General features: G+C 65.7%; 11 protein-coding genes and 1 pseudogene. 9 read left to right on the top strand and 3 right to left on the bottom strand.

Annotation, left to right across the window (positions count from 1 at the left end; all coding sequences use genetic code 11):
* Positions 1-319 precede the first annotated feature (319 nt).
* The 7 genes and pseudogenes from AVJ23_RS09860 to AVJ23_RS23075 all read left to right on the top strand — a co-directional run.
* On the top strand, positions 320-892 hold the full coding sequence (locus AVJ23_RS09860) for a glucose-6-phosphate isomerase family protein (RefSeq protein WP_240484589.1): 573 nt from the start codon (positions 320-322) through the stop codon (positions 890-892).
* Positions 893-904: 12 nt separating this feature from the next.
* Positions 905-1,549, top strand: coding sequence for a bifunctional 4-hydroxy-2-oxoglutarate aldolase/2-dehydro-3-deoxy-phosphogluconate aldolase (gene eda, locus AVJ23_RS09855; RefSeq protein WP_058862024.1), 645 nt, complete (start codon positions 905-907; stop codon positions 1,547-1,549).
* Positions 1,549-2,505 carry a shikimate dehydrogenase family protein gene (locus AVJ23_RS09850; RefSeq protein ID WP_240484586.1) on the top strand — a complete coding sequence of 319 codons (957 nt, stop codon included), beginning with the start codon at positions 1,549-1,551 and terminating at the stop codon, positions 2,503-2,505. Before eda ends, AVJ23_RS09850 begins: the two co-directional genes overlap by 1 nt.
* Positions 2,502-3,437: a phosphoglycerate dehydrogenase gene (locus AVJ23_RS09845; RefSeq protein WP_058862022.1), complete on the top strand. Its 936-nt coding sequence runs from the start codon at positions 2,502-2,504 to the stop codon at positions 3,435-3,437. Before AVJ23_RS09850 ends, AVJ23_RS09845 begins: the two co-directional genes overlap by 4 nt.
* Positions 3,427-4,245 (top strand): MBL fold metallo-hydrolase, encoded by an 819-nt coding sequence (locus AVJ23_RS09840; protein ID WP_058862021.1) that lies wholly within the window; start codon positions 3,427-3,429, stop codon positions 4,243-4,245. The genes AVJ23_RS09845 and AVJ23_RS09840 overlap by 11 nt, the downstream gene beginning before the upstream one ends.
* A gap of 12 nt (positions 4,246-4,257) precedes the next feature.
* Positions 4,258-5,160, top strand: coding sequence for a MurR/RpiR family transcriptional regulator (locus tag AVJ23_RS09835; RefSeq protein WP_058862020.1), 903 nt, complete (start codon positions 4,258-4,260; stop codon positions 5,158-5,160).
* A gap of 200 nt (positions 5,161-5,360) precedes the next feature.
* Positions 5,361-5,699: pseudogene (locus tag AVJ23_RS23075) on the top strand (IS5/IS1182 family transposase); the annotation flags it as partial.
* A 196-nt stretch (positions 5,700-5,895) separates the two neighbouring features.
* Here AVJ23_RS23075 and AVJ23_RS09830 read toward each other — a convergent pair.
* The 3 genes from AVJ23_RS09830 to AVJ23_RS09820 form a co-directional block, all read right to left on the bottom strand.
* A complete protein-coding gene (locus tag AVJ23_RS09830; RefSeq protein ID WP_058862019.1) occupies positions 5,896-6,276 on the bottom strand; it encodes a carboxymuconolactone decarboxylase family protein in 381 nt (126 codons plus the stop codon).
* A 167-nt stretch (positions 6,277-6,443) separates the two neighbouring features.
* Complete coding sequence (locus AVJ23_RS09825) at positions 6,444-7,532, bottom strand: aromatic ring-hydroxylating oxygenase subunit alpha (protein ID WP_058862018.1); 1,089 nt, start codon at positions 7,530-7,532, stop codon at positions 6,444-6,446.
* Positions 7,529-8,416, bottom strand: coding sequence for a MurR/RpiR family transcriptional regulator (locus AVJ23_RS09820; protein ID WP_058862017.1), 888 nt, complete (start codon positions 8,414-8,416; stop codon positions 7,529-7,531). Before AVJ23_RS09820 ends, AVJ23_RS09825 begins: the two co-directional genes overlap by 4 nt.
* Positions 8,417-8,485: 69 nt before the next feature.
* Here AVJ23_RS09820 and AVJ23_RS09815 point away from each other — a divergent pair, with 69 nt between their 5' ends.
* Entirely contained in the window at positions 8,486-10,942 is a 2,457-nt protein-coding gene (locus tag AVJ23_RS09815; protein ID WP_058862016.1) for an FAD-dependent oxidoreductase, read from the top strand.
* Positions 10,939-12,087, top strand: coding sequence for a mandelate racemase/muconate lactonizing enzyme family protein (locus tag AVJ23_RS09810; RefSeq protein WP_058862015.1), 1,149 nt, complete (start codon positions 10,939-10,941; stop codon positions 12,085-12,087). Before AVJ23_RS09815 ends, AVJ23_RS09810 begins: the two co-directional genes overlap by 4 nt.
* Positions 12,088-12,090 lie beyond the last annotated feature (3 nt).

Genomic DNA, 12,090 nt, shown 5'->3' with positions numbered 1-12,090 from the left:
CAAGAGAAAAAAGTAGGAAAACTACCTTTGGGGTGTTTCGCGGGGTTTTCCTGCCCTGATTTGGTGCTGCGTAATTTTCTCATACGTAGTGAATCTTGTGCGCAGTGGGTGGCCGGGATGCACGAATTGAGCAATTTCTCGTAAACTCAGGCGCCTGGTTGGATCGACTGGCCGCCAGCAAGCCCGCAAAAGGTAGAAAAACTACGAATAATGATTGCGCGACAGGCTCCGGTTGTGTAGCTAGGCTACCAAATCGGAACGGGAGCCCCCAATGCACCAAACACCTACAGCGCATCGAATCGACCCCGCGACAGGGGCGATGAGCCATGCCGCCGGGCAGTACGAGAAACGCCTGCGCGACCTTGCCGGGATCTACGGCGATGCCGGGGCATTCGACCGCGCGACCGCGGCCGAGGGGGATCGCATCGTCTACCGCGTGCATGACGTCCGTCCCGCCGCAAAGCATGGCGACCTGATCTTCGGCACCACCTTCATGGAGCCCGGCCGGATCGGCGACGAGTTCTACATGACCCGCGGACATATCCACGCCACGGCCAACCGCCCCGAGACCTATTACGGCGAAAGCGGGCAGGGGGTGATGCTGCTGGAGACGCCCGAGGGCGAGACCGAGGTCATCGAGATCGGCCCCCGGACGCTGGTCTACGTGCCGCCGATGTGGATTCACCGCTCGGTCAACACGGGCTCCGAGCCGCTGGTGATGAGCTTCTGCTACCCCAGCGATTCCGGCCAGGATTACGAGATCATTGCCCGCGCCGGCGGCATGGCCAAGCGCATCGTCGCTGACGGCGAGGGATGGGCCGCGATCGACAACCCCGATTACCGCCCGCGCGATGCCGAAGAGATCGCGCGCGTCTATGCAACCACCGACTGACGGACCGTTTTCATGAGCATTTTCGACACGCTTTCCACCTATGGCGTCGTTCCGGTCATCGCCATCGACGATGCCGAAGCCGCGCTCCCGCTGGCCGACGCCCTGATCGCTGGCGGCCTGCCCGTGGCCGAGATCACCTTCCGCACCGAGGCCGCGCGCGATGTCATCGCCCGGATCGCCGCCGACCGCCCCTACATGATCGTCGGCGCCGGCACCGTGCTGACCGAGGATCAGGCCGACGCGGCGCTGGCCGCCGGCGCGCGGTTTGCCCTGTCGCCGGGGATCGACGCAGCCGTTCTGGCGCATGCCAAGCAAATCGGTCTGCCGTTCGCGCCGGGGATCATGAGCCCCTCGGAACTGCAGATCGCGCTGCGCCACGGCTGCGAGATGGTCAAGTTCTTCCCGGCCATGCCCGCGGGCGGGCCGAACATGCTGAAGAACATCGCCGCGCCCTATGCGCATACCGGCATCGGCTTCAACCCGACCGGGGGTGTCACGCCCGACAACCTGTCCGACTGGCTGGCCGTGCCGCAGGTGCGCGCGGTGGGCGGCACCTGGATCGCCAAGCGCGACGACATTGCCGCGGGCAACTGGGACGCGATCACCGAAAACGCCCGCGCCGCCGTGGCGCGCGTGCGCGAGATCCGGGGGGCGTGATGCAGCTGACCCCCGCCACCCGCCCGACTTTCTATTTCATCGGCGTCACCACCGGCAGTTCCTCGATCATGCGGGTGTTTCCGAAATGGGCCGAGTACCTGAACCTCGGCGATGTCGAGATCAAGGGTATCGACATGGTGCCGCATGACACGGCCGAGAACTATCGCGCCGTCGTGGACTTCCTAAAGACCGACCCGCTGTCGCTGGGCGCGCTGGTCACCACGCACAAGCTCGACCTTTATGCCGCTTGCCGCGACATGTTCGACGTGATCGACCCGCATGCCGCGCTGATGGCCGAGACCTCCTGCCTGTCGAAGCGCGACGGCAAGCTGATCTGCCACGCCAAGGACCCGATCTCTTCGGGGCTGGCGCTGGACGGCTTCCTGCCGACCGATCACTTTGCAAAGACCGGCGCCGAGGTGCTGTCGATGGGGGCCGGCGGTTCGACCATCGCGCTGACCTGGCACCTGATGCAGGCGTCGCGCGGGGCCAACCGGCCCAGCCGGATCGTCGTCACCAACCGCAGCGCGCCGCGGCTGGACCACATCCGCGAGATCCACCAACAGATCGGCGGCGACATTCCCTGCGACTACGTGGTGGCTGCGACGCCTGAGGAGAATGACCGCGCCATGGCCGGGCTGAAGCCCGGATCGCTGGTGATCAATGCCACCGGGCTGGGCAAGGACGCACCGGGCTCGCCGCTGACCTTCGACGGCGCCTTTCCGCAGAACGGCATCGTCTGGGAGCTGAACTATCGCGGCGATCTGGTCTTTCTCGACCAGGCCCGGGCGCAGGAAGGCGACCGCGCGCTGCAGATCGAGGATGGCTGGACCTATTTCATCCACGGCTGGACACAGGTGATCGCTGAGGTCTTCGACATCGAGATCGCCACCTCCGGCCCGCAATTCGACGAGATTTCGCGGATTGCCGCAGAGGCCACGGGGCGCACGTCATGAGCCGCATCCTGATCACCCCCCGTTCGCTCTCGTCCGGCGGTCATCCCGCGCTGGCCCGGCTGGAAGAGGCCGGTTTCGAGCTGGTCATGCCGGCCCCCGGCAAGACGCCCACGGAAGCCGAGTTGCTGGCCGCGGTGCCGGGCTGCGTCGGATGGCTGGCCGGGGTGGAGCCGGTGTCGGAGGCGGTGATTGCCGCCGCCACCGACCTGCGCGTCATCAGCCGCAATGGCTCGGGCATCGACAACCTGCCGCTCAAGGCGCTGGAGCGGCAGGGCATCCTGCTGCGCCGGGCCGAGGGGACCAATGCGCGCGGCGTCGCGGAACTGGCGCTGACCCTTGCGCTGTCGGGGCTGCGGGACATCGTGCCGACCCATGCAGGGCTGCAACAGGGCAACTGGCCGCGGCGCACGGGTTTCGAGATCCAGGGCGCGCCCGTCGGGGTCATCGGGCTGGGCGCGATCGGGGGCAGCTTTGCCGAGTTCTGCCTGACCCTCGGCGCAGAGGTGCGCGGCTTCGATCCCTTCGCCCCGGACGACCGGCTGGCGCATCCGGCCTTTCGCCGTACCGACCTGGCCGAGACCCTGCGCGACACCAGCGTGGTCAGCCTGCACGCACCGATGCCGGAGGATGGCAGCCCCATGCTTGGCAAGGACGAGTTGGCGCTGCTGGCGCCGGGGGCGGTCGTGGTCAACACGGCGCGTGCGGGGCTGGTGGACGATGCGGCAATGATCGCCGCGCTCGACAGCGGGCAGGTCGGCACCTATGCCACGGACGTCTTCCACACCGAGCCACCGCAGATGACGGCGCTGCTGCGCCACCCGCGCGTGATCACCACCTCGCATATCGGCGGCTTCACCCGGCAATCGGTCGAGCGCTCGACCCGCTGCGCCGTCGATCACCTGCTTGACGTGCTGACCCGCCATGCGGCTTGACCACGCAGAGGGCTTCCCCGAGGCCGGCACGCCGGCGCTGTACTGGCTGGGGCAGGCGGGGTTCTGGATCGACACGGGCACGCATCGGCTGCTGATCGATCCCTACCTGTCGGACAGTCTCGCCCGGAAATATGCCGGCACCGCCCATCCGCATCTGCGCATGATGCCGCCGCCGGTGACGATGGAGGCGCTGCCCCGGCCCGACCTCGTGCTGGTGACCCACGCGCATACCGATCACATGGACCCCGATACGCTCGGCCCCCTCCACCGGCGGTTTCCCGATCTGCCTTTCGTCGTGCCTGCGGCGGTGGAGGATGTCGCGCGACAGCGCATCGGGGCGGACGCGCCGCTGCGCAAAGTGGTCGCGGGTGAGACGGTTTCGCCACTGCCGGGGCTCGATCTGACGGTCTTTCCGGCCGCGCACGAGACGCGCGAACGCGATGACCAAGGGCGTGACAGGTTCCTGGGCTACGGGCTTACCACCGGCGCCCTGCGGCTCTACCATTCCGGCGACAGCGTGCCGTTCGACGCGCTCGACGCGCAGGTGCAGGCTTTTGCCCCGCAGATCGCCCTGCTGCCCGTCAACGGCCGCGATCCGGCGCGGCGGGCGGCAGGCATTCCGGGCAACTTCACGCTGGACGAGGCGCTGCATCTCGCCCGCGAATGCGCCTTTCTCGTGCCGCATCACTTCGATATGTTCGCGTTCAACACAATCGACCCCGCCCGGATCGACAGCGCCGCTGCCCGGTCGCGTCGGCCGCGGATCATTCGCCCCGCGGCAGGTGGTCACCTACGGATCGGGCCTTGAAGGACGCAACCGATGGATCAGACCGCCACCGGCCTTGATGACAACCTGCTGGAAGTGATCCTGCGCCAGAAGGACGACCTGCGCAAATCCGACCGGCGCGTGGCCGAGGTGGTGCTGGCCTCTCCGGGCGAGGTGGTCGCGATGACGCTGGCGCAGCTGGCCAAGGAAGCGGGGGTGAGCGAGCCCACGGTGATCCGCTTCTGCACCGCCATCGGCTGCGAGGGCTATCGCGACCTGCGCGTGAAACTGGCGCGGTCCATGGCCTTCGCGCGCTCGACCTCGCATACCGCGATCACCTCGGATGACGATTTGGGCGCGCTGATCACCAAGATCTTCGACTACAACCTGTCCAACCTGAACTGGGCGCAGAGCAAGCTGGACGAGGCGGCCGTGCGCGCCGCCGTCGACCTTCTGGCCGGTGCCCGGCGGATCGAGTTCTTCGGCTTCGGCGCTTCCGGCATCGTGGCGCGCGATGCGCAGCAGAAATTCCCGCTTTTCGGCACGCCCTGCGGGGCGCCCTCGGATGCGCACCAGATGTACATGACCGCCGAGATGCTGTGCGCGGAGGACGTGGCCGTCGGGATCTCCAACACCGGCCACACCCGCGAGATCGTCGATGCGCTGCAGGTCGCCCGCGGCAACGGCGCCGGCACCATCGGCATCGCGGGACAGCCCAGCCCGATGCTCGATCATTGCGACGTGCCTCTCGTGGTCGAGACGCTGGAGAACACCGACCTGTTCACCCCCACGGTATCGCGCCTGTCGCATCTCGTGGTGATCGACATCCTGTCCACCGCGGTCAGCCTGCGCCGCGATGAGACGCACCACCAGCGCATCACCCGCATGAAGGCGAGATTGGCCCAACGGCGTGGCAAGCTGAACCCTACGAGCACCTCTGATTCATCTGCCGGGTAGAGGCCGCGCAGCGAACGCCCTGCACAGAGTGCAACACGCGGATACCTGTTCTTGCTGGACCGGTTCAGATGGACTTGAAGGCCCATCCGGTGTGGCTCTGTTCGCCGCGATACCAGATCACGTAACCTTCTCCGTTCTTGCCGTGGTTCCCGCGTTGCTTGAAGCGCTGTTGCAGAGCGTCGCGTGCAAAAGCGCGACGGAACGCCGATGGATACGGAGAACGGCGGGCAGCGCTCGAGGTGATCCATCGGCACCCTGCCGGCTCGACCCAGCGACTGACGCTTGGGGTGGACAAGGGATACGACAGCGTCGAGTTCGTCGTCGCACTTAGGCGGATGTTCGTGACCTTGCATGTGGCACAGAAGGCAAGGCATTGAGCCATCGACGGCCGGCCCACTCATCATCTTGGCTATACTCAGTCCCGGCGGGGTCCAAAAAGCGACGAAAACCCATTCGGCTGGTCCAAGACCGTGGGAGGCATGGCCCAGATCGTTCACCGTGGCCTCGACAGGGTCCGCGCGCAGTTCTCGTTGATTTAGGCGGCCTGCAACCTGGACAAGGCACCGGGGCCCATTGCCGCCTGACGAAAGCAGCGAGCCGGACCCGCCGAGCCCGCGCCTTCAGATCTCACTGGCAGGCATGGCGTCCTTCCAGCCAAACTTCCTTTTCAGGCTGTCAGATCACTGCGCCCGACCCGGGGCGCCCGTGCGCTTGGGCGCGCGATGGCCTTGGTCTTCAACGCTCGTCCAGAACCCGCCGGGCCACGCGGAAGCATTCGAGGGCCTGTGGAACACCGCAATAGATGCCGATGACGTGAATGATCGCGCGGATCTCATCCGTGGTGACGCCATTGTTGAGCGCTCCGCGGCAATGGGTTTCCCATTCGTGCATCTTGCCCAGGGCGCCGATCATCGACAGGTTCATCATGCTGCGTGTCCTGGCGTCGATCGTATCGTCACCCCAGCCAAAGCCCCAGCACCAGGCGGTCATCGCTTCCTGGAAGGGGCGGGTGAAGTCATCGGCGGCGGCGAGGTTCCTTTCGACATACTCGGCACCCAGCGTGGCCTTGCGCTGCTCCAACCCCTTCAGAAACAGCTCCTCGTCGAATGCGCTCATGGTGTTTTCCTTTCAGCCGGATCGCGGCGATTCTGGTCCGCATGTCATGCCACGGTGTTCCGTGGTCCATTGAGTTGCCCAGGCGGGATGTGGGCGCCCGTCACGGCCACGGGGTCGTCGATCCGACCAGCGGCGCCATCGACGGGATCCAGCCCAAGGGGTGCAGGTCAGCCATCCACGGCCTCGCGCATCCAGCGTTGCAGATGCATGACCGAGTGTTCGGAACTCACCCCGCAGGCGGGATCGACCACGAGGGGCCCCGGCACGTATCCGCGGGACTTGAGACCCCTGTGCACGCTTTCGACGAGATGGATGTCTTCCTCGACGGTCGTGGCGCGATCCTGCTGGGCCATGCGACGGACGGTTTCGTTGTCATATCCGCCCACGGAATACCAACCGCGCCAGACGACCACGTGATCGGCATCGACCGGGCGCCAGTGATAAGTGTTCAGGAGGTTGCCGGGATAGACCTGGAAGGAAAACATCGGCCAGAGGAACCATGACGAGTACTTGTCATTGTTGGCGAACCCGCTGTTGATGTCATAGGTCATCTGGCTGAGATCATTGCAGCCGGTGGTGTGACGCAGGCAGTAGCCCTGCGGCTGGATGTCATAGGTCTCCGGCCGGATCACGCCTGTGGAAAAGGTCGGGTGGTTCAGGGTGCAATGGTAGCATTCGGAGTAATTCTCGACCGAGACCTTCCAGTTGCAGTTCTCGGGGATCTCCACCCATTCCAGCGGTTTCAGATCGGCCCAGTTGGGCACGAAGCCTTCGAGGTCGGTGCGCGCGTTGGGGAACCAGTCGTCCATCGGCGCGGCATCGGGATCGAGGTTGACGAAGACGAAGCCGAGGAACAGCTCGGTGCGCACTTCGGTCAGGCAGATTTTCGAGCCATCAAAGCCGGGGACGGATTTGGCATTGGGCGCGGCGCGCAGCTTGCCGGTCAGTTCATAGGTCCAGGCGTGATAGGGGCAGACGACCACGCGGGTCGACCCTTCGCCGCTCACGAGTTGATGCGCCCGATGCTGGCAGACGTTGTAGAAGGTGCGGATTTCGCCATCCCGCCCCTTGATCGAGAACAGGCTGTCATCGCCCAGTTCGAAGGCCACGTAATCGCCCGGGTTCTCCAACTGGCTGGCGTGGCAGGCGAATTGCCAGCTTCGGGCCAGCAATCCGGTCTTTTCGACCTCGAAGATCCGCGGATCGGTGTAATACCGCGCATCAAGCGCCCGGACCGGACCCGTTTCATCCTTCATTCCGGCTCCTCCATGTAGATCCCAAGCTGATGTCGGCGGTGGTGAAATCTTTCGACCCGGTCCACGATCTCGTCGCTGGCCACTGCGATCACGAAGCTGAGCAGCGTCTCGAGCAGCGCGATGGTCGAGACCGAGGACGGGAAGAATTGCGGCGTGTCCACCGCGACGACAAAGCCATGATCGGCCGCGCGAATGACGGGGCTGGCGGGGCTGTCGCTGAGGCCGATGATGGTCACGCCCTGTTCGCGGGCGACCTCGATGGCGGCCACGACCTCGCTGCGATAGGGGCGCATGGACATGGCGATCAGGACATCGCGCGTGTCTGCCCAGGCCAGATCGTCGGTGGGCGTTGAGCCGGGGCGCGGAATGGCGTGGAACTGCACCATGCCGGTCGAGGCGAGGTAGGTGAAGTTGCGCGCATTGGCGTTGTTCACACCGACACCCAGGGTAAAGACCTGCCGGCTGGCCCAGATCGCCTCTGCCGCCGCTTTCAGCGCTTCGGCGTCGATGCCGGCAAAGGTCTCTTCCAGATTGCGGATCGCGCCCAGGGCCATGTCGGCATAAAGCCCGCCCAGATCGCCCGATTTGCGGATGTCCTGCAGCCAGCGCGCCCGGTCGGGAAAGCTGACGGCCCCCTTGCGGATCGCCTCGCGGAAGGGGGCGCGGAAATCCTCGTAGCCCTCGAAGCCCACCTGCCGGGCCATGCGCACAAAGGTGTTGGGCTTCACATTGGCCGCCTCGGCAATCTCGCGAACGGTGGAGACCCCGACATCATTCGGGTTCTCCAGCACGTAGCGCGCCGCCTTCTGCGCCTCGGGTGTCAGGGCGTCCCATTCTTCGGCAAGGCGCTCAAGGACCGTTTGTGATACATCTGTGCCATTCATAATTGACATTGGTACATACGTCCACTTAGCCTGTCCACAAGTTTTGCTCACCGCACAAAGGACGCGACCATGTCGGACACTCCCTTTCCCAGCCACGCCCGCGTGGTCATTGTTGGCGGTGGCGTGATGGGGGTCGGACTGGCCTATCACCTCGCGCATGAAGGCTGGGGCCCCGAGGTGGTCTTGCTGGAAAAGGCCGAACTGACCTCGGGGAGCACGTGGCATGCGGCCGGGCAGATCACGCATTCGACCAGCAGCTTCTCCCTTGGCAAATGCGTGGATTACAATATCGGGCTCTATTCCGGCGGGCTGGAGGCCGAGACGGGGCAAGCCGTGACCTGGCATGGCTGCGGGTCGTTCCGCCTGGCCTATACCCGGGACGAGATGGACTGGCTGCGCCACACGCTTTCGGTCGGGCGGTCGCTGGGGTTCAACATCGAACTGGTTGGCCCGGACCGGGTCGCGGAATTGCATCCTTTCTACAACCTGGAAGGCGTGCTGGGGGCGTTGCACACGCCCGATGACGGACATGTGGATCCCACGAACGTGACCATGGCGATGGCGGCCGGAGCACGGGCCAAGGGCGCGCGGATCATCCGCCGCTGCCGTGCGACCAACATCACGCAGGCGGACAATGGCGAATGGGTGGTGGAGACCGACAAAGGCACAATCCGTTGCGAACACGTTGTCAATGCGGGGGGGACCTATGCGCGGCAGATGGGCGAATGGTCGGGTCTGCAACTGCCCATGACGTCGATGACACATCATTATTTCGTCACCGACGAGGTGCCGGAATTCCGCGACCTCGAGCGCGAGCTGCCGGTGATCCGCGATGACCGCAAGGTCTCGGGCTATATCCGGATGGAGCAAAAAAAGGGCCTGATCGGCATCTACGAGAAGTCCAACCCCAACACCGTGTGGGAGGATCACTGCCCCTGGGAGGCCGAGAACGAGCTGTTCGAGGCCGATTATGACCGTGTCATGCCGTGGCTGGAGGAAAGCCTGAACCGCATGCCGATCTTTGCCGATCTCGGCATCACCCGCGATGTGCATGGCGCGATCAGCCACCCGCCCGACGGCAACCCGCTAATCGGCCCCGCGCCGGGCGTGCGCAACTACTGGTGCTGCTGCGGCACCCAGATCGGGATCGGCTGGGGGCCGGGGCTGACGCGGGAACTGGCGCGCTGGATGGTGCATGGCGCGGCGGATATTTCGATGCGCGATTACGACCCGCGCCGCTTCGGCAGCTACGCCACCAAGGATTGGCAGGTGGTGAAGGCGAAAGAGGATTACTGCCTGCGCCACGAAATCCCGTTTCCGCATTTCAACCGGCTGGCTGGGCGCCCCATCAAGCCCTCGCCGCTCCATGACACGCTGAAGGCCAGGGGCGCGGTGTTCGAAGAGGTCTACGGGTTCGAGCGCCCGCGCTGGTTTGCCAAGGACGGTATCGCGCAGGAGGATCACTATTCTTTCCGCCGCACCGTGGTCGACGACATGGTCGCCGCCGAGGTGAAGGCCGTGCGCGAGCGGGTCGGCATCATGGATGTGACCGCCTTTACCAAGGTGCTGGTCGAAGGGCCGGGCGCTTTCGCGCTGCTCGACCGGCTGACCGCCAACCGGATGCCGCAAAAGGTGGGCTCGATCACCCTGACACATATGCTCAACCGCGCCGGACGGATCGAGCTGGAAACGACCATCGTGCGGATGGGCGAGGAGAGCTTCTACCTCGTCTGCGCGGCCTTCTTCGAACAGCGGCTGCTCGATCACCTCGCGCAGCAGCGCGACGGGGAGGATGCGCGGGTCACGGCCTTGTCGGACAGCTGGGGGGCGCTGTCCCTGAACGGCCCTAGGTCCCGCGATGTACTTGCAGACTGCACGGACGCGCGGCTCGACAATGCGGCCTTCCGCTGGCTGTCGGCGCGGCAGATCAGCGTCGCCGGGCACGATGTCTGGGCCTTGCGCATGTCCTATGCGGGGGAGCTGGGTTGGGAGCTGCACATGCCGTTCGAGGCGATGGCAGATGTCCATGCAGTGCTCTGGCAGGCGGGTGAGGCCCATGGCATCGCCGATTACGGCAGCTTCGCGATGAACGTGATGCGGATGGAGAAGGGCTTCAAGGGCGCGGGCGAGCTGACCAACGAGGTCACCCTGGCCGAAGCCGACGTGCTGCGCTTTGCCCGGACGGACAAGGACTACCTGGGCAAGGAAACGACACTGAATACCGATCTGCCCTGGATCTGTGCCTACCTTGAGATCGAGCCCGATGGCGATATCGACGGGCACGGCGGCGAGGCGGTGATGCTGGATGGCACGGTCGTCGGCTCGACCGCGTCGGTCGCCTACGGGCATACGGTCGGCAAGATCCTCGCCTTCGCCTATGTCAAACCCCATGCGGCGGCGCCCGGCACCGCGCTGCAGGTGATCATACACGGCACACCGCGCGCCGCGCGCGTGCTGGGCGCGCCGGCCTACGATCCGCAAAGCCTGTTGCCGCGCGCCGATGCGGTACACGAGCCCGCGGAATGAACCGGATCCTCGCGCCCTCCCTGTCCCCGGTCGGGATTGAACAGCGCATCACGCGGCTGCGGCTCTGGCACGTGCCGCTGACCAGCCACACGGCCTATTACATGGCCGAGGGCAAGACATGTGACACGGTGGAAACGGTTGTCATTGCGCTCGAGACCGATGCCGGTCTGACAGGGTGGGGCGAGGTTTGCCCGATCCCGCATTACCTGCCGGCCTACGCCCGGGGCGTGGCACCGGCCTTGCAGGAGCTTGCGCCCGTCATCCTTGGCGGTGATCCTGTCGGGTCCGAGGCGCTGATGGCCCGGGCCGATGCCGTCCTGCCCGGACATGTCTACGCGAAATCCGCACTGGACATCGCGCTGTGGGACATCACCGGGCAAACTGCCGGGCTGCCGGTTCACGCCCTGATGGGGGGACGGCGGCAGGACAGCTTGCCGCTCTACCACTCGATCACCTGTGTTGAGCCGGACGAGATGGCCCGCATCGCGCGCGATGCGCAGTCGAAGGGCATCAGCCAGTTTCAGGCCAAGCTGGGGGCCTCGGGCGACTGGCAGACCGATGTCGAACGGCTGGCAAAGGTACGCGAGGCGGTGGGCCCCGGTCCGTTGGTCTATGGCGACTGGAATTGCGGCGCGACCACGCTGGACGCGATCCGCGTCGGACGCGGCGCCGCGCACCTGGACGTGATGCTGGAAGCGCCCTGCCGCACGCTGGAGGATTGCGCGCGGGTGCAGCGCGCCACGGGCATGCCGATGAAGATGGACGAACTGGCGCATGACACGGCCTCGTTGCTGCAGGCCCACGGGCTTGGCATCATGGATGTCGTCGCGCTGAAGCTGTCGAAATTCGGCGGGCTTTCGGCCACGCGCCGGGCGCGCGACCTGTGCCTGCATCTCGGGGCGAAGATGTGCATCGAATGTACCTGGGGCAGCGATATCGTGACGGCCGCCGCGCTGCATCTGGGGGTGGCAACGTCGCCTTCGCAGGTGCTGAACGTTTGCGATCTGTCGGGCTATGTCAGCCCGCGCCTCGCGCCGGATGCCCCGTCGCGCGCGGGCAGCCGGATCGTTCCCCCCGATGGGCCCGGCCTCGGCATCACGGTGGATCAAGACCGCCTCGGCACGCCCGACCTGATACTGGATTGACGA

Source organism: Pseudoponticoccus marisrubri (assembly GCF_001482405.1).
GTDB lineage: Bacteria > Pseudomonadota > Alphaproteobacteria > Rhodobacterales > Rhodobacteraceae > Pseudoponticoccus > Pseudoponticoccus marisrubri.
The sequence above is the reverse complement of the archived record's forward strand: the minus strand, read 5'-3'. Positions and strand labels throughout refer to the sequence as shown.

Excerpts from the sequence above, each read along its gene's own strand:
- AVJ23_RS09850 (WP_240484586.1), top strand. The coding sequence starts at position 1,549 with ATGCAGCTGACCCCCGCCACCCGCCCGACTTTCTATTTCATCGGCGTC.
- eda (WP_058862024.1), top strand. The coding sequence starts at position 905 with ATGAGCATTTTCGACACGCTTTCCACCTATGGCGTCGTTCCGGTCATC.
- AVJ23_RS09840 (WP_058862021.1), top strand. The coding sequence starts at position 3,427 with ATGCGGCTTGACCACGCAGAGGGCTTCCCCGAGGCCGGCACGCCGGCG.
- AVJ23_RS09845 (WP_058862022.1), top strand. The coding sequence starts at position 2,502 with ATGAGCCGCATCCTGATCACCCCCCGTTCGCTCTCGTCCGGCGGTCAT.
- AVJ23_RS09830 (WP_058862019.1), bottom strand. The coding sequence starts at position 6,276 with ATGAGCGCATTCGACGAGGAGCTGTTTCTGAAGGGGTTGGAGCAGCGC.
- AVJ23_RS09810 (WP_058862015.1), top strand. The coding sequence starts at position 10,939 with ATGAACCGGATCCTCGCGCCCTCCCTGTCCCCGGTCGGGATTGAACAG.
- AVJ23_RS09860 (WP_240484589.1), top strand. The coding sequence starts at position 320 with ATGAGCCATGCCGCCGGGCAGTACGAGAAACGCCTGCGCGACCTTGCC.
- AVJ23_RS09835 (WP_058862020.1), top strand. The coding sequence starts at position 4,258 with ATGGATCAGACCGCCACCGGCCTTGATGACAACCTGCTGGAAGTGATC.
- AVJ23_RS09820 (WP_058862017.1), bottom strand. The coding sequence starts at position 8,416 with ATGAATGGCACAGATGTATCACAAACGGTCCTTGAGCGCCTTGCCGAA.
- AVJ23_RS09825 (WP_058862018.1), bottom strand. The coding sequence starts at position 7,532 with ATGAAGGATGAAACGGGTCCGGTCCGGGCGCTTGATGCGCGGTATTAC.
- AVJ23_RS09815 (WP_058862016.1), top strand. The coding sequence starts at position 8,486 with ATGTCGGACACTCCCTTTCCCAGCCACGCCCGCGTGGTCATTGTTGGC.